The sequence below is a fragment of the Pedobacter sp. MR2016-19 genome (genome assembly GCF_014947265.1).
Classification (GTDB): Bacteria; Bacteroidota; Bacteroidia; order Sphingobacteriales; family Sphingobacteriaceae; genus Pedobacter.
Genome location: NZ_JADCNK010000007.1, coordinates 180,312 through 197,655, shown reverse-complemented (window position 1 = coordinate 197,655; position 17,344 = coordinate 180,312). Strand labels below are relative to the sequence as shown.

At 39.5% G+C, this 17,344-nt stretch carries 12 protein-coding genes; 1 reads left to right on the top strand and 11 read right to left on the bottom strand.

Translation table 11 applies throughout. The annotated features are described in order from the left end of the window. Nucleotides 1-8: 8 nt before the first annotated feature. The 3 genes from IM793_RS12065 to IM793_RS12055 all read right to left on the bottom strand — a co-directional run bounded on the left by IM793_RS12065 (nucleotide 9) and on the right by IM793_RS12055 (nucleotide 3,179). Nucleotides 9-482, bottom strand: a complete 474-nt coding sequence (locus IM793_RS12065; RefSeq protein ID WP_193421626.1) for a TspO/MBR family protein — start codon at nucleotides 480-482, stop codon at nucleotides 9-11. A 320-nt stretch (nucleotides 483-802) separates the two neighbouring features. Further along, nucleotides 803-1,423: an insulinase family protein gene (locus IM793_RS12060; RefSeq protein WP_193421624.1), complete on the bottom strand. Its 621-nt coding sequence runs from the start codon at nucleotides 1,421-1,423 to the stop codon at nucleotides 803-805. 901 nt (nucleotides 1,424-2,324) lie between these two features. Continuing rightward, complete coding sequence (locus tag IM793_RS12055; protein WP_193421622.1) at nucleotides 2,325-3,179, bottom strand: alpha/beta fold hydrolase; 855 nt, start codon at nucleotides 3,177-3,179, stop codon at nucleotides 2,325-2,327. Nucleotides 3,180-3,484: 305 nt separating this feature from the next. Here IM793_RS12055 and IM793_RS12050 point away from each other — a divergent pair, with 305 nt between their 5' ends. Continuing rightward, complete coding sequence (locus tag IM793_RS12050) at nucleotides 3,485-5,563, top strand: hypothetical protein (protein WP_193421620.1); 2,079 nt, start codon at nucleotides 3,485-3,487, stop codon at nucleotides 5,561-5,563. A gap of 701 nt (nucleotides 5,564-6,264) precedes the next feature. Here IM793_RS12050 and IM793_RS12045 read toward each other — a convergent pair. The 8 genes from IM793_RS12045 to IM793_RS12010 all read right to left on the bottom strand — a co-directional run bounded on the left by IM793_RS12045 (nucleotide 6,265) and on the right by IM793_RS12010 (nucleotide 17,334). Continuing rightward, on the bottom strand, nucleotides 6,265-6,834 hold the full coding sequence (locus IM793_RS12045; RefSeq protein WP_193421618.1) for a hypothetical protein: 570 nt from the start codon (nucleotides 6,832-6,834) through the stop codon (nucleotides 6,265-6,267). Further along, nucleotides 6,827-8,095: a condensation domain-containing protein gene (locus IM793_RS12040; protein ID WP_193421616.1), complete on the bottom strand. Its 1,269-nt coding sequence runs from the start codon at nucleotides 8,093-8,095 to the stop codon at nucleotides 6,827-6,829. The genes IM793_RS12045 and IM793_RS12040 overlap by 8 nt, the downstream gene beginning before the upstream one ends. Beyond that, nucleotides 8,092-9,369: a condensation domain-containing protein gene (locus tag IM793_RS12035; protein WP_193421614.1), complete on the bottom strand. Its 1,278-nt coding sequence runs from the start codon at nucleotides 9,367-9,369 to the stop codon at nucleotides 8,092-8,094. The genes IM793_RS12040 and IM793_RS12035 overlap by 4 nt, the downstream gene beginning before the upstream one ends. 268 nt (nucleotides 9,370-9,637) lie before the next feature. Next, on the bottom strand, nucleotides 9,638-10,840 hold the full coding sequence (locus tag IM793_RS12030) for a glycosyltransferase (RefSeq protein WP_193421612.1): 1,203 nt from the start codon (nucleotides 10,838-10,840) through the stop codon (nucleotides 9,638-9,640). A gap of 11 nt (nucleotides 10,841-10,851) precedes the next feature. Further along, entirely contained in the window at nucleotides 10,852-12,051 is a 1,200-nt protein-coding gene (locus IM793_RS12025) for a glycosyltransferase (RefSeq protein ID WP_193421610.1), read from the bottom strand. 11 nt (nucleotides 12,052-12,062) lie between these two features. Next, the gene (locus IM793_RS12020; protein WP_193421608.1) at nucleotides 12,063-12,827 is read right to left on the bottom strand and encodes an alpha/beta fold hydrolase; all 765 of its coding nucleotides are present in this window, start codon (nucleotides 12,825-12,827) and stop codon (nucleotides 12,063-12,065) included. Continuing rightward, on the bottom strand, nucleotides 12,815-13,111 hold the full coding sequence (locus IM793_RS12015; protein ID WP_193421605.1) for an acyl carrier protein: 297 nt from the start codon (nucleotides 13,109-13,111) through the stop codon (nucleotides 12,815-12,817). Before IM793_RS12015 ends, IM793_RS12020 begins: the two co-directional genes overlap by 13 nt. After that, complete coding sequence (locus IM793_RS12010; RefSeq protein ID WP_193421603.1) at nucleotides 13,099-17,334, bottom strand: type I polyketide synthase; 4,236 nt, start codon at nucleotides 17,332-17,334, stop codon at nucleotides 13,099-13,101. The genes IM793_RS12015 and IM793_RS12010 overlap by 13 nt, the downstream gene beginning before the upstream one ends. Between the last annotated feature and the right edge of the window lie 10 nt (nucleotides 17,335-17,344).

Genomic DNA, 17,344 nt, shown 5'->3' with positions numbered 1-17,344 from the left:
TTTTAAAATTAGTTCAATATGAAAATGTTATAAGTTAAAATTGTGGCAAAACTTACCCAAATGAAATATGGAATAAAAATCAGTCCTGCCCATTTGTTTATTTTATAGAACATAATTGCATTGATGACAATGAAAATTAACAGTAAAATAATTTCAGCAAGCGCAAAGCCAACTTCGTGCAGGTAAAAGAAAATGAACGACCAGCCTAAATTTAAAATTAACTGGATAAGGTAAATGGCAACTGTTCGGGGGAAATGGACTATTTTATCACGTCTTATCCAAACCAAATAAGCGGCAATACCAATAAGTATATAAAGTGTTGTCCAAACAGGTGCAAAAAGCCAATTTGGTGGATTAAAGGATGGTTTATTTAATGTTGGATACCAGGTTTTAACAGATTGAGCGGTTGCCCATCCTCCTAAAGCACCAACACCTAGTGTAATGGCTATATTAATGATAAAAGCTAGTGGTTTAAATTTCATTGCGCCAAATTTGAGGTTAAACAATGGTAAATCCCAAATGTTTTATTACCTGCCAATGCCCGGCACTACTGGCAGGCTTTCATTGTCGTCTTTTCCGATACTTTGAACTGCAAATAAATAATTGTCTTTACTATTATGGTAAAAAAAAATAGGAGTGAGTGTGTTTTTTCATCTGTCGGTTTTCAGAAATGATGCTTTATTTAAAACGAATATATTGAATGATTTCTTGAATACGTGCCGCTTAAATTCAACCTCTTGTAATATTTTGGGCATAAAAAAGCCCTTTGAAAAAATCAAAGGGCCTGAATTTAATTTTAATATTACTTTGCTGCTGTTAATGCAGGTTCTTGTATTCTGTTCCAGTTGCCAAAAGCTTTTTTTGCTGAAGCTTTGGCAGTATTTAATTCCACATCACCTGCAATGGTTAAAAACGTTTTTTCCGGAGATATCTGGCTATAAAAACTTTTTACATCAGCTAAAGTTAATGCATTGATCGAATTTTCATTTACCGATTGATCGTAATCATAATCTTGTGCTTTTAAGCTGGTCATCAATTTAGCTTTTGCAATATTGAAAGTTTTTTGATCGATTGTGGCATTCCGGATCAAAGAAGCCATTTCAGTTAAATCTTTTGCAAGATCTGTACTAGCGGTAGCCAGTTTGCCGCTGTTATCTTTAAAACTGATGTTCGCATTTTTGCCCACGTTTTCATTTAATACGGCATTTAGTAACTCAACTACGCCATCTTTTTTATTATCGAAGGCTTTAGCATCTAAGGTGAAGCTGGAATAAGCCTTTGGCGACCTGTTGTTTTCAGAAATAATAATGTTCATGCCATTTTTAAGTTTATAGCCGACAGGCTCCTTAAAGGTTTGTGCTTCAGTTGTATAAACTGAGAAGATGGCAAAGGCCGAAATTGCAATTGTTTTAATTATGTTCATTTTATTTTTTATGGATAATAGGATACATTTTATTGATAATGTTGAATTAATATAATTCTGACTAGTTCCTGGGCATTATTTAAAGTAAATAAAGGCAAGAAATTAGAGACGAACGGGCTTATATACGTGAAGAAAATTGGATCGGATTTCTGCAAATGTATATTTTATTCATTTTGTTCATTGTTTATTCAGTTCAATTATTCCTGCTGGCTATGCATCGATTCATTTTTGACGTAAATCTGATAATATTGCCTGTTATCATTCACTTAGCTGCGAAAGAAACTCTTAGAATTAAATCTTAAGAAATTGACTGGATAATAATATTTGGTAGTCAGGGATATGAAATGCTAAACGTATTGCCTTTATTTCTTTTAACCATTTAATGTTTAATGGTAAAGGCTAAACTAAATGTACGTTTGCAGGCGATTGAGGAAGGTGGGTTAGAGGCTGTATCATAAATTGTAATTCAATTGAATTTGTCAGTTGAGCTCAGCCTGTACTGAGCTTGATGAAGTATCGAAACGCCTTGTTAAGTATTTAAAACAGGTCCTTCGAGAGGCTACCATTGACAGACTCTAATAATGGTCGTCATCTCGACTGTAGCGCAGCGAAATGGAGAGATCTATTTAGTTAGATTTAGCTTCGCTGAGCACTTCGTGGTTCTCGACTGCGTTGCACTCCGCTCGAAATGACGGTAACCAGAGGGGTTTTTACGCATAGAATACTACAGTTATTTATATTGATTTTTATGAAATAAATTAACCCTCAGGATGAAAGTTCTATATTTATGAGACAGCCTCATCGGATACAATTAACCGCGATGATTATGCAAAAAGCTTAGAAAAGAAGTGAAGGCATTTTTGGTCCATAACCTATACTTTCTTTGTTACCATGTTTTAAATTAATGGTGGGCGAAATTTTCTGGTGTATGCCGATGATCTGATGCTGATTTTGAACTGATATCTTCTATAAAGTTCTTTATTTCCCTTATTGTTTCTTCCGGTTCGCTAATATGCGGAAAGTGACCAGTGGCTTTCATCACAACCAAAAAATTGTCTGGCGTATTTTTATGAATAAATTCTGCAGCCGATAATGGAGCTATGACATCATTAGTACCTTGCAAGGTAAGACTTGGTACTTCGAGGTTTTTTAATTTGTCTCTGTAATCTGCTTTAAAGGTGGCCATTGCAAAGGCCAGGGCCACGCTTGGGTCTGTAGCTTCAAAACACTCCTGTAAAAAATCAGCAAGTTCGGGCTTAGAAGGGCTGTCTATCACCACTGGCGTAAATTGTTTGCTCCAGGCTATATAATCAAGGGCAATATGTTCAAAAATGGTTTCAATATCGCTTGCATTAAATCCGCCGATATAGTTATGATCGTTTAAATATCTTGGCGAAGGACCAATAAAAACAAGTTTTTTAAATGCTTCAGGCATTTGTAATGCGGCAATCATGCCAATCATACTGCTAACCGAGTGTCCAACAAATATAATGTTCTTCAAATCAAGCGCTTCTATGATTTCAATTACATCACAGGCATATCCTTCAAGAGTAGCATATTTCCGTTGCTCATATTGGCTTAGGTCTGAATCACCCGATCCTACATAATCAAATAGGATTACCTTGTAATCTTTAAGAAAAGCATCTGTAATAAATTTCCAGGAACTTTGCGCACAGCCAAAGCCATGGGCAAATACAATAACCTGGCTACCTTCGCCAAGGATTTTTACGTTATTTCTAAGCAGTATAGGATGCAAAATGTTTGGTTTTAAAATTTCTAATTAAATTAAAAAATGTAACGGATTTTTTATGAAAAAAATAAAAATGAACAAAATGCATACTGTAATCTGCGAACAGGCATCGACTTCAATTTTAATCTTCTTAATTCCTTAATGGTCAAATGTTTGTTTGATTTTTATTATACGAAGTTTAGGGGCTTAAGGTTTTAGAAATGGGGAATTAAAATATTTATGATAATTGGAACTTCATTGTTAAATTACATATTTTGCTCATAATCATTATCTTGCATGTGATCTGCTAACCAAAAAAACTAATATCCTTGATGAAAAAGTCACTTCCATTTTTTATTATTATTTGTGTATTCTTTGTAAATGCATCTGCTCAGGTTAATTTAAAGGGTGTTAAACCTAATGGAGCAGTTGTTTACCTAAGGCAAAAAGGACTGGTGGTAAGCTGGCCGGTTGGCAATAGTGCCATTGGTAAAATGGTTCTTGATCTGGAAAATGGGAGACCACTGTTCAGCAGTTTGCAGGTGGGTAAACCTGGTGCCTTAAAAGAAGTAGCTGCAAATCTCGATCCTGCATTTGTGCTGAGAATAGGTAAACGAACCTTAAGTCCAAACAGTGGAGGCTGGGATGTTTTTTTCGATCGTGTTCCAACCAGGCCATACACCACAAATGCTGTAAAGTTTGCTAAGGGAGCTACCAGTGTTTTTACAAAGGGCGCGCAAACTGTAGTGCGAATAAATGGAGTGCAATGCGAAACATTTAGTGGTGCTTTGGAGATAACATTGTATAATGGAAGCCCATTGTTTAACGTAGCAGCTGTAGTATCTACTCCAAAAGATTCAACAGCTATTTTGTACGATGCCGGATTGATAAGTAAAAAAGAGACCTGGTCTAATGTAGCCTGGTCTGATGTAAAGGGAAATCTTCAGCGGGAAAAAGCATCCAAAGCAGATTCAGCGAAAAATTTGGAAGTAAAATACCGTACCGTTATCGGCGAAAATAAAGGTGGAAGTTTGGCTGTTTTTCCTGCCCCACATCAATATTTTTATCCCCTGGATGAAGCTTTTAACCTTAAATTTACCTGGAAAGGGAGCAATTACTTAAATTTGATTCCCGATTTTGGTATTGGCATCCGTCAGGATCCGTTAGGAGATAAACGTTATGTGCCATGGTTTAATGCACCTCCCAATACCCAACAGCGCCTTAATTTTTTCTGTTTATTAAGTACAGGGAATGCAGAAACAGTTTTGACAGCAGTTAAAAAGTTTACACACAACGATACTTATGTACCCTTGGCAGGATATAAAACAATGGCCAGCCATTTTCATAATGAGTTTATTTCGGATGTAGTGCTGAGCGGAAAAGCGATTCCTGAAAAACCGGAATTTGTTGACGTATTAAAAAAAGCAGGTTTAAATATTGTTAAGCTTGCCGAATTTCATGGACCGGGACATCCAAAAGGACCAGATTCGATCCGTTTAAAAGAATTAGATGCCTTGTTTAAACAAACCAAAAGGTTATCTGATCCTAATTTTTTACTGTTACCAGGAGAAGAAGCTAATAATTTTTATGGTGGACATTGGCTGGCATTTTTTCCTAAACCAATTTATTGGATAATGTCGCGAAAAAGCGATCTGCCTTTCGAAACCAATGATCCAAAGTATGGGAAAGTTTACCGTGTTAGCGATAAGGCTGAAATGCTAAAATTACTGGAACAGGAGCAAGGCCTCGCCTGGACAGCACATGCCCGGACTAAGGCCTCAACCGGTTATCCGGATAAATATAAGGAGGAAGACTTTTTTAAATCGGAAACCTTCATGGGGGCAGCCTGGAAGGCGATTCCTGGTGATCTTTCCTTACCAACCTTAAGTAAAAGAGTATTGAATTTAATGGACGATATGGCGAATTGGGGGCTGAAAAAACATATCATTTCTGAAGCTGACATCTTTACCATTACCGGGCAAAATGAAATGTATGCACACTTAAATGTGAATTATTTACAGATGGACAAGTTGCCAAACTATGCAGACGGCTGGAAGCCTGTTTTAGATGTAATGCGGGAAGGCAAATTTTTTGTTTCTACTGGAGAGGTATTGATTCCAAAGTTTAACATTAATGGAAAAGGCGCAGGGGAAACACTAAAGATTGATCATAGTGGTAGAGCAAAAATAAATATGCAACTCAACTGGACATTCCCCTTGAGTTTTGTCGAAATTGTATCGGGTGACGGCAGAAAGGTTTATCGTAACCGCATTAATTTAAACACTACCCAGGCTTTTGGAACAAGAGATTACAGTTGGGCAATTAATTTAAAAGGCCGTAAGTGGGTAAGGGTAGAGGCCTGGGACATCGCTACCAATGGTGCTTTTACGCAAATGGTTTGGTTGGAATAGTTTTACAGTCATTCTGAGCGCAGCGAAGAATCTCTAAGTGATGAAACACCAAAAATATATGTGATTTGTCATCTTGAGGGTTCATTAATTGTTTAAAATCTGAGTGACGTACAATTGATTTCTTTTACCATACACCACGGTCTTGCCTCGGCTCGCCGCCGCCGAAGGGCTCTTTCTTTTTGGCATCAAAAAGAAACAAAAACTGCCGGCTGAAAATTTTTCTTTTGAAGCAAGTTGTGAGGGCAGGACAGTGCAGCCCGAAAAATTTGTTAGGCCGGATTTAAGTAGAACGGGGATACCGTACTTTGGCCTAGCTGGATGGAAATGCGAAACCAATTAAAATGCTGATTAATAAATATTGTAAAAAAAACAATGGTAGAGGTTAGAATTTTTCAAATACATCGGAGGGTTAATGACAGATATACAAGCGGCGTCATTTCGACCGCAGTGGAGAAATGTTTGGACTATGTTAAAAGATTTCTCCATTTCGCTGCGCTTCATCCGATAGCTCGGATCGAAATGACGGCGATTTTTTAAATCTGTCATTGATAGTGGAGTCGAATGATCTTCAAATGCTATTTACAGAAAAAGATTATTTTGGATGTATTTGTTGAGTGAAGTTTATTGAAGTTTTTGGAGCGTAATGCTGGTGTTAAAACTTTTAATCTTCCTCGCTTGCAGCAAGGATGTATGAGAAAGGCCTATGATTGAGTGGAGCCTTCACTGCGTTCAGAATGACAAGTGTTTTCAAAAGGAAAATATGTTACCGCATCATTTTTAAACCGCCTAATTGCGAGATAAAAAAAGGTAATAGAATATAATCCCGCCAATAATCCCGCACATACTGCAGATGGGGTGATTCCGAAATCGTGATTTTTAGGGAAAGAGAAGTGCAGTACAAGCATTATGGTAAATACAACGGCGATGCTATACAAACCATTAAGGCCTGCTTTTTTCAAGATAAAAGGATAACCCGAAATTTTCTCGTCTACCTTGTAATTAATTGAACCTGAGTTTTGAAGCAGTTTTATTTTCTTTAAAATGTCGAGCGTAATCATAAATGGAAGTAGTAGAGACATAGGCAGTAAAAACCTGGCTAGATTTTGCTCACCACTAAATAAATGAACCGAATTTTGTGCTTTAAAAGCAAAGTAAGGCACAATAGTATTTAATATTGTGTTAGGGATGAGGTGTAACAGCAGGTTTTTTCGTACAAACTTCTTCCAATTCGACACTTTTGTCTGCTCATTATGCTCCAGGTAATCAGACATTAACCAGCTCCTTTAAATTTTCTTTAATCAGTTCCATTGCCTTGTCTTTGATCTGCCAGGCTTCAAATTCGCGAAGAAACGATTCGTTCGACATGAATGAGAAATCCAATTGCCCATTAAAAGTGCTACAAACTAATGTATTTGCATTTTTCCATGGGAAAGCAACCGTAGGACTGTAAATGGTTTTTAATATAAAACTTTTATAATCTTTAGGGATGTTTAAAAGGCCCATATTACTGAGTGTAACATCGTGTGTACCCTTTGTTGTTTTTAAAAATCCGATCATTTTATTTACGGACGAATGGAAATACTCACTCATGTTTAACAGATCGTAAACTTTCATTTCAGCTACCTTTGTTTCCAGATCGCTTTTTAATTTTCGGGTTTTTATCCAGAAATCATTTTCACTTTGTTCTAGCTTTAACTCTGCAATGGGTGCGAAAGCAAACATGGTATCTTGTTTAATAGCCTCTACAAAGCGCCTGATATCAACAGGGCAAATGACCTTGCCGTGTGCTTTGGTACCCTGTACACTTTTAAAGGCCTCCATAAAGGCTACACAGATGGCGGCATGAACAGTAGTATTTTCTGCTTTACACTTAACCAATAGTTGTTTGGTATCATCGGTGCTGATTTTCCAATGAACAACGTAATTGCTCTGGTCTACATTATTACTGGAAGTAGCTTTAAAAAAGAAGAATAAACGACCAAGCGCTGCGAAGACTTTTCCTTTAAAATGGGCTGCTTTAGTGATCTTAAAATCTTCTGGCAGGAGGTCATAAACGGAACGAAATGAAGGATATGGAGCCAGATCTTGTTCAGGATTATCTATTAAAGTCATGAGCTCCCGCATTAAATTTAAAATAGTAGTTCCGTCACAAATGCAATGTGGAAGAACAAGTAAAAGCTCAGATTCTGTTTCGCCTTTTAGCCACACTACCCTTGCCAATGGTTCGTTATGGGCATCAAAAAGTTTGTACCACTCTGTTTTGGATTGAACCAGCCAGCTCTGATCTGTTGGGCGACTGGTAATCCTAACCGGTATTTTGCTGATATTTTCGTTTAATACAAAGTAAGGTACTTTGCCTGTGGCGTCAATATTCATCTGCAATAAGGGATGTTTTAGCTGAATTTTGTGTAATGCCTTATGTAGGTTTTCTTCATTGATTTTACCTGATATTTTAGCGCCAAAAACACAATTTAGCGGTGTTTTGGTATCTACATGCATTATTCTTTCTCCTAAAATTAATCTTCTTTTCATGCGGTAGCAGTTAAAATCTCAATTTGTTCTTTAAGGATAGCGATTACTTTTTCTTTGATGGCCTCTGCTTCTACAAATGCAACATAACCTTCACTGGCCATAAAGGTAAAGTCCATTTGGTTGCGGTAAGTTGAGGTAATTATTGTGGTGGTATTGCCCAATGGGCCCATTACCGAAGGACTGAAAATGGTTTCTACTTCAAAGTTTTGATATTGGTACGGGATGTCGATTTTACCAAGGTTAGAAAACATGCAATCGTTGCTCGATTTGCCATATTTTAAGAAATTGGTAAAATTCTTAAGCGCTGGATGGCACGCTTCCATCATCATCATCAAACTGTAAGGATTCAGTTTGGCCGATTTCTCATTTACGTCCTTTTGTAATGCTTTAACGTTGCCTAAAAAGTCTTTTTCAGGCAATAGTGAAAGTACAATCATTAATCCAAAGGCAAAAATGTGGTCTTTTTTAATAATCGGGTTAAAGTTCCTGATGTCTACCGGTAATGATATTTTGTTAAATGCTTTTTCTTTTCTCACCGCTCTAAATGCGGTTAAAACCGCGGCACTTAGGAGTGTATTTACCGTAAACTGATTGGCTTTGCAAAACCGGATAATCTGTTTGGTGAATTCCTGATCGAATTTCCAGTGGAGCATAAAATCCTTTTTACGTTCTACCGCTACCTTTTTGATCGGGATTACCCAAAGTGCAAGCGTAGCAATTTTACCAATCAATCCGTTTTTAGTTCTATTCCGGTAACTTTTTAATATCTTTTTAGGGATTACATCCTCTACTCCCATAATCGGAATCTCTTTCCCAATGTTGGTCTCCGGATCATCCAAAAGCTGAAGCAATTCTGTTAAAATAGAAAGTACAGAAGTACCATCACAAAGGCAATGGTGATATACCATCAAAAATTCAGAAACGGATTTGCCTTTAATCCATGTGATGCGGCAAAGTGGTGCAATGGAAGCGTCAAAAACGGTTTCCCACTCGTATGTAGATTCTTCTTTCCAATGCTCATCACTTAACCTGTTTACAATGCGGATGGGGATCCTAAAAGTTTCAGTAAGATTGGTTACGAACCAAGGCCTTTTATCTTCATCGAAATGTATTGATGCAGTTAACCAAGGGTGTTTTTTTTGAATTTTAAATAAGGCAAACCTTAGGTCATCTTCTTGTATTTCGCCCTTGATTTTAAAAGGTAGCACGAGATTAAACGGACTTTTCCCATCTCCGTATAACATCCTTTCGCCGAATAGCAGTTTTCTTTTCATTTAGGTTAGTGTTATGCTGAGTTGTCAACTTTCTAGTAAACTGGTTATGTAAGTTGACAACTCTTAAGTTATGTTCATGTGTTTCGACATGCTTTTTTATGCGTTCCATTATCCATCTTTCCTGTTATTAAGCCCCTGAAATAAATCCGATAGCTATCGGATCAGGGTGACGACCTAGCAAGGGCTCGAAATGACGGACAATTGCGATTTACTCCCAGAGTTGTCAACTTTCGGGCGATCGTACTATGAAAGTTGACAACTCAATTCATTAAACCGTTTCTAGGGCCTGTGCTGTTTTTGCAAAATCCTCTAGCAGTTGCACCGCTTTATCGTTACCACCGGCTTCGATAAATGTTTCTTTTATTTTTTGTGCGGCCTGACGGTATTTAGGGTTTTCTAAAAGTTCGAAAACGGTGTCTCTTAAATCGCTGATGCGTAGTCGCTTGTAACGGATACTAACCCCACAACCTGCCTGTTCAATTAGTTTGGCAGTATGAAAATGATCATAGGCAATTGGTGTGATCAACATCGGTAAACCGTTGGTGAAAGTATCATTTACAGTATTGAAACCACCGTGACAAATTACTACATCCATGTGTGGCATCAGTTCTGATTGTGGCACAAAACCGTTTACGATAAAGTTATCAGGCCATTTTTCGAAGATGTCAGGATTGGTTGCCGCCACAATAGTTACGGGTTGGTTTTCGAAAGCATTAATCAGTTTTTGAAAAAATTCCTTACGGATATCAACCAATAAGGTACCCAGGGAAACAAAAACCTTAGGTGTAGTTGCCTTACTCAGACGTTCCCAATCAAAAGGGGCCAGGTTTGGCCGGCCTTTTACCGGACCAACAAAATGCATGTGTGGTGGTTTTTCTTCGAAACCTGCAAAAGCCTGTGACGTGAAAACCATATTCAATTTATTCGAATGGATATGGATATCGTCGCTGTAAATACCTACTTCCCTTTGTAAACCTTTAATCAGATTCTGTTGCCATTCAAATATTTTAGGAGCACTGTTAGCCGTATCGCCCATTACATCTGGCGGAACCGGTGTAGTGGTAACCGATGGGATGCCTTTTAACTGTGCGCTTAGTGCACCAGCGAAAGTAATGCAGTCATTAATCATTACATCGGGTTTCCAGGCATCAACAAAGTTGTTCAGCCCTTTCATCATCATTTTAGCAAAAGGAACATAAGTTTCTTCGAGCGCCAGTTTCATCACTTCCGGACCAGAGCAGGCCGGGCCATCATCCTGACGTTTTAAAATGCGTTGTATTTCATCTGCATACTCAGCCAGGTCTTCTTCCGGGTAAATAAATTCACCACCTTCAGGTAAATGCACCTTTGCAAGCGGGGTAATACCCAGCCATTTTACCTCATGGCCTCTGGCCAATAAACTTGCACCAATGCTTAATGTTGGGCTAATATGGCCGAAAAAGGGCGGAACAACGAAAAGGAATTTTGACATAAGATTATAATTTAACTGATGAATACGTTTGAGGTTTTGTTGCTTAATGCCTCCAGTAAATCGGCGGCGCTTTCTGTTCCGCCAGCTTGAATAAAGGACCGTTTAATTTGTTCTGCAGCTATTTTGTAACTGTCGTTCTGCAGCACTTTGTTTACAGCTTCTTTAAGGTGATTGGCTTTAAAGCGGTTAAAATTTAAACGTTCCCCTGCACCAAGTCTAAAAACACGCCCGGCTACATGGCTCTGATCGTAGGCTATAGGAATAACTACCATAGGGAGGCCATTCATCAAGGTTTCACAAACAGTATTGTGCCCTCCATGGCAAACCACGGCATCGAGGTGTGGCAAAAGTTCCAATTGTGGTACCTGGCGCTGTACCGTAAAATTAGCCGGCCATTCCTCAAATAGAGCAGGGTCTGAAACCACAACCACCTGCAGGTCTTCATCAGCAAAAGCATCGATTACTTTGGCGAAGAAGTTTTTCTTATGCTCATGATCGAAGGTGGTGCCAATGCTGACCAGTATTTTTGGTTTGCTGGTATGAAATGCTTCCCATGTAAAAGGAATTTTATTTTTACGGCGGTTAAAAACGGGGCCTACAAACTTAAAATGTTCTGGCAAATCCATCTCCCCGAAAAAATCCCGCGAAGTAAATACCAAAGTGGCAAGATCAGAACAGGCAATAGAGCCGGTTGTACTAATGCCGAATTCTTTTTGTAGTTCCACAATCTGGTTCACTTCCCATTCATGTACTTTTGGCAATTCATCCATTACTTTTATCGCTGCAGGTGCAGTAACTGAGGTTACATAAGGATAGTTTTTATTAGTTGCTGCAATGGCTCCTGCAAACATCTGATGATCAGTAATCACCAGATCTGGCTTAAACTGGTCGAGTAAGCCGGCAATGCCGTCATAACTATGCCTGTTGAGCGGAATCAATACTTCTTCGTACAAAAATTTGATGCTATCAATACCATAAACAATTTTTTTGGTAATGATATCAAGGTATTTTTCTGAATCTTTTTTCTGCTGGTCGTTCTGACTGTAGCTGATCACAAGGAGTTCGCCACCTTCAGGAAGTTTATCGCCTAATGATTCATCTAAAGTAATCCATCCTACACGGTGACCTCTTTCAAGTAAGGTTGTACCCATACTCAGTGTAGGGTTAATATGGCCGGTTAGGGGCGGAACAACGAATACGAATTTTGCCATATGTGTTTAATTTATGTTTCCTGAAAGAAGTTTAACAATGCTTCAGCGATTACCAATGGTTGCTGGATCGGAATATTATGGTCACCTGGAACGGCAATTAACGACGCATTTTCAATCGCCCCATCTAACTGTTTGCCTGCATGGAGACAATTGGAATCGGTACCATAAAGCAACAGGGTGGCCTTTTTTATAGTTTCGATCTCCGGGCTGTCAAAAAAATCTTTCTCCAGCTCCATGTCGGTTTTAATTGAAGTTTGATAAAAGAGGTACTCGTACATGCGGTGGTTACGCTCCATCTGCCTTTTACCCATTTTTACTTTAGTAGTATCGGTAAAATTTTCGACGTAATGTTCTAAAAACTCACGGCTATATTCATCAATTATTCCCCTTGTTTTATCGTCATTAGGATCTGGCGCTTCAATCACGGCCAGTTTGTTAATTCGTTCGGGGAAGCGGATAGCCATTTTTAAAGCAATCAATCCACCGAAACTATAACCACCCAAATTCACTTTTTGCAGCTTTAACTCTTCCATCAATGCAAGCAGGTCGTTGGTCATGCTCTCCAGATCGTAGCCTGTTAAAGCCTTTTCGCTCATGCCATGGCTTTTCAGATCATAAAGTACCACGTGATATTTTGTGGCGAGTAGGGGTGCAATACTAAAATAATAGACAGACAGGTTACTAAACATCCCGTGAACCAGGACGATGCTTTCAGTAGCTTCTTTATTGAGCTCCTGAATGTGAACCGATTTGCCGTTTACCGTTACGATTGGCATGCTTCGATGTAAGAGATGATCATGCCTAAGTTTAAGTTGATCAACTGATCCAGATCCATTGATGATAACCAGCCCGTAAAATCGATCTGTTCACCAAAATGAGCTTTGATTTTTTCGGAAAAAGATACAATTTCGATGCTGTCCATTTCAAGGTCTTTGGTGAAAGAACTTTCGGGGGTGATATCCATTTCTTCAACAAACTCTTCGCCGATTACTTCGGTGATAAATTGTTTCATGAGGTTGAAGATTTCTTCGCTGCTTAATTTTGTAGTTATAGTGTCCATCCGATGATATAGTTTTTATGTTTGATTGTTTTGATTTTGATGTTATTGATGCGTAATTCTTCGCCATTAATTTCTTCAACGGTGTAGGCTTTTGGATTGCCCTGTAAGCCTTTGCCCAGGTATTTTCCATAGGCTTCTTTAGCTACCCAAAAGCGGGTTGCCCATTCAATTTTGTCGCGGCTTTCAAGCAGGGCCATTTCATGATCGTTAAACACAAGGTCGAAGAAGCCAGCGCTGCGCTCTTCAATATGTTCGATATCAATACCAACAGCTTCGTTAAAACGGGCTATGCCAACAGCATCAGTTCCTTTGTGGGCAATGGAAATATTGATGTTTTCTGTTAAACCCCCTTTAACATAAGGTTTGCGTTGCTCATCAGAATAAATTTCGAAAGTGATGGGGTAGCAGGCCTGATTTTTCTGTGTATTTAATAAATTCCGAACGGCATCTTTTGCCGCTACGCGACTGATCATCCAGGTTCTTCTTTTATTGGGTAAAAGGTTTTGATGATGTTTCTTCTCTGTTTGGTTGAAATATCTTTTAAGGATAAAATCCCAGGATACCACACGCGAGTAAGCGTTGCTAAAAAGAAAAACACCAGATGCCACTTCTTCTGATAAGCGGTTGTGGAGCGGCGACATCGAAACGTTCCAAAGTGGTTCGTCTATTTCGAGCCTGCGGTTTTGCCAGCCTGTAATGATGAGCCAGGTAATGCCATCTCGTTTCATTACGATATCGGCAGTGGCAAATTCATCGTTAATTTCAGTGAGTACGCAGGTACATTCGAATTGCCCTTTCTGGTCGGCCATATCGCCGAAAAATTCTATCTCCTGGATTTTAACCGGGAAAGCAATCCTATCTTTTTCTAAAGTGAGTTGAAGCCATAAACCAAACAATTGGCCAGCATTATCAAGCAAGGAACCTTTGCCGCCTGATGCTTCAATAATGCCTGTAATTCCTTTTTCGCCAACGGCGATCAGTTTTTTAATGCCTTGGTAATCCGGTCCGTGGAACATGTGGGCATCGTAAATCTGTACGGAAGTACGATCGATTTCCAATAATTTTCCAATATCGAAAGTTCTATCCGGAGCAGGATTTAATTGTGAAGCCAGCTGCACTTCTGCATTGGCAAAACGCTCCAGATTAAGGTAAATCCTTTGCTCATCTTTCCATTCGCCAGTTACGGTTTCCTGAAAAGGCTTAACCACATTCATCCATTGGAAAACCCGCATGTTCATGATTTTTTGTACCTTTTCTTCTGGCGATTGCGCATTGGCAATCTCAGCAAATACTTCGAAAATCATGGTCATTGGGATTACCGGATCCATATCTTCAACCGTTGGCCATCCTTTTGGTTGCCTCAAGAGTGAATGGTCAATCAGGTAAGGACAATTGTCCAGGCTCACATCAAGCTTTTGGCTAAAGGGCTGTCTTACAGGTTTTATTGGTTTAGCTGGCGCCCAGTTACTCGGTTGATCGACTTGTAACGCTGCATTTTCGAAAAGATTAATCATTTCACTTTGCATATTGATCATCTCCATTACATTCTCATTAAAAGCCTGTAAAACCGGATGTTTGGCTTCGACAAAAGTTTTGGACTGTACAGGTTGAGTTTGTTTAATGGTTAAACCCTTAAGCGTTTGCAGGTTATGGATAATTGGTGAGCCCAAATCGAGTTTAATGCCTTTGTTTTTTTGTGGAGGAGTAGATTTGACGTTACCCAAATAACTCAGGCCGATTTCTTTTCCTTCAATAAAAAGCGCAGCCAAAACTCTTTGCAGCTGGGTAATGCCCGAACGGATCGGCACATTTGCAGTGATGGTGCTGATTTCTTTTCCCTTTAAAGTATCGTCGATAAAACCAACTAAACCACCTGAACCCACCTGGATAAAAACACGTGCACCTTCGTTATACAGTTTTTCGGTAAGTTCACGAAAACGTACCGGTTTAATTAAATGTTCAGCGCTTAACTGGCGGATGGCTTCAAAACCTTCGGGGTAAGTTTCTAAAGTAGTAGCCGACCAAAGCGGTGTAGTGGTTTTCCGGAACTGCATATCCTGCATACCTTCGAGGATCAATCCCAATTTATCAGCTACAAATGGCGAGTGGAAACCTGATTGGAATGGCAAAATCTGATGGAAAATCTGTTTCGTTTTTAAAATCGGTACCAGTTCATCCAGCGCCATTTTACTGCCACAGAGGATGACCTGTTGCGGGCAGTTATCGTTAGAAAGGTATAAGTCAGGAATGCTTTCGATAATGGGTTGAAGGGTATCTAAACCACAGCCCACAGCAATAAAACGCGAATCTTTCAGTTCAAAGGTTTCTGGATTGAGCACATTCAGCAAATTCATTACCGAACTTTCTTCTGCCAGTTCTGAAGATCTTGCCGCAAGCCATTCGCCAAGGCTGTGGCCTGCATTCATATCAGATTTGATACCCAATTGCTTTAAAGCCTGATCTAAAACGCTGCTTTTGTTGAGTATGTTGAGTGCCTCGCTTAAAAGACCATCCTGTTTTTCGTTTTCTTCGATATTAATTTTGAAATAATCAGCTACCGATTTAATTTCTCCGCCAGCAAGTCCATCTAAACCCGGGAAAACAAAAGCTATTTTTCCATCATTCGCCAATAGCGGTGAATTGGTATACCAGATATCCTGTTTATTTCTCCAGGGAGAATTTTTAGCTACAATTTTTAAGGCTTTTTTGATTCTTTCAGGACTAGGGTTAAATAATACCAGGCGGAAATTTCCATCCCCATTGCTGTAATCTCCATCTTCTAATGACTCGATCAAAGCCTCATGACTAGGCCTTGCCATAACCAAAACCTCATCTTTTTTAGGGGTTTCGTAAGCACTTAAAACCACATGTGCATTGATTCCGCCAAAACCGAATGCGTTTACGGCTGCCAGTTTTGGTAAGCCTGATTGATTCCAGTCTGTAGCCTTTTGCACCGCAGAAAAACGGGTTTCGGCCAGCTGTGTTACAGGCTCATCGCAATGTAAAGTAGGCGGGATAATGCCATGATAGAGTGCTAAACTCGATTTAATCAAGCCTGCAATACCTGCTGCGGGCATGGCATGGCCGATATTTGATTTAACGGAACCGATACCGGCCTTTGGCAGATCGGCATCCTGACCGAAAAACTGTTTTAAGGTTTCTATCTCGGTTTTATCGCCAAGTGGTGTACCTGTACCGTGAGCTTCTAAATAGCCGATATTTTTACTTTCCAGTTCTGCGTTTTTCCACGCTTCGGTAATGGCTTTCAACTGGCCTTTAACCGATGGACTCATTACACTGGCCCCGCTGCCATCGCTGCTGATGCCAACGCCTTTAATTACCGAATAGATTTTGTCCTGATCCCTGATGGCATCTTCTAAGCGTTTAAGCACGACGAAACCACAACCTTCGCCAATAATCAATCCATCAGCGCTTTGGTCAAATGGTTTAATTTTTTCTTGTTTTGATAAAGCACCAAGTTGAGAAAATATACTCCAAAAGGCTGCATTCTGACCTAAGTGCACACCACCTGCAATAATCATGTCGCAACGGCCATTATTTAGCTCCTGTACGCCATGGTCAACTGCAATAAGCGAACTGGCACAGGCAGCATCTAAAGTAAAGGCTAGTCCGCCTAAATTGAGGCGGTTGGCTACCAGTGAGGCCACTAAATTAGGAATCAGGCCCATTGCGGTATCGGCACTGAAGCGACCTTTACGCAATTGGAATTCGTGTTTCACCTTTTCAATTTCGGCTTCGGTAAGTTGTGGCATCAAATCTTTCAAAACGCTCGAAATCTGTTCGCCAGTTCTTACAATTTCGATGGCTCTGGTTGCCCCGGGCCCTACATAATTGCCTTTGCCGATAATGATCCCTGTTTTATCAAGGGAATATTTTTTTTCAAATACGGCTGCATCTTCCAATGCCTGATGAACAAGATCTAAGGTTATCAGATGATCAGGTTCGGTACCTTCAACAGCCAGCGGTAAAATGCCGAAACGTTGCGGATCAAACTGATGATCAGGTATAAAACCACCCCTATTGCAATAAAAACGATCTACTCCACTTACCGTTTTATCAAAATGTACAGGGTCAATCCGGTCGGCCGGAACTGCTTGCGTAGAATCTACCCGGTTGATAATGTTCTCCCAAAAGGTCTGCATATCTTTCGCACCCGGAAAAATGCATGACATTCCAATAATTGCTACGTCGCTTTTCTTCATCTGCTGTTTG

Excerpts from the sequence above, each read along its gene's own strand:
- IM793_RS12065 (WP_193421626.1), bottom strand. The coding sequence starts at position 482 with ATGAAATTTAAACCACTAGCTTTTATCATTAATATAGCCATTACACTA.
- IM793_RS12060 (WP_193421624.1), bottom strand. The coding sequence starts at position 1,423 with ATGAACATAATTAAAACAATTGCAATTTCGGCCTTTGCCATCTTCTCA.
- IM793_RS12050 (WP_193421620.1), top strand. The coding sequence starts at position 3,485 with ATGAAAAAGTCACTTCCATTTTTTATTATTATTTGTGTATTCTTTGTA.
- IM793_RS12045 (WP_193421618.1), bottom strand. The coding sequence starts at position 6,834 with ATGTCTGATTACCTGGAGCATAATGAGCAGACAAAAGTGTCGAATTGG.
- IM793_RS12040 (WP_193421616.1), bottom strand. The coding sequence starts at position 8,095 with ATGAAAAGAAGATTAATTTTAGGAGAAAGAATAATGCATGTAGATACC.
- IM793_RS12035 (WP_193421614.1), bottom strand. The coding sequence starts at position 9,369 with ATGAAAAGAAAACTGCTATTCGGCGAAAGGATGTTATACGGAGATGGG.
- IM793_RS12030 (WP_193421612.1), bottom strand. The coding sequence starts at position 10,840 with ATGTCAAAATTCCTTTTCGTTGTTCCGCCCTTTTTCGGCCATATTAGC.
- IM793_RS12025 (WP_193421610.1), bottom strand. The coding sequence starts at position 12,051 with ATGGCAAAATTCGTATTCGTTGTTCCGCCCCTAACCGGCCATATTAAC.
- IM793_RS12020 (WP_193421608.1), bottom strand. The coding sequence starts at position 12,827 with ATGCCAATCGTAACGGTAAACGGCAAATCGGTTCACATTCAGGAGCTC.
- IM793_RS12015 (WP_193421605.1), bottom strand. The coding sequence starts at position 13,111 with ATGGACACTATAACTACAAAATTAAGCAGCGAAGAAATCTTCAACCTC.
- IM793_RS12010 (WP_193421603.1), bottom strand. The coding sequence starts at position 17,334 with ATGAAGAAAAGCGACGTAGCAATTATTGGAATGTCATGCATTTTTCCG.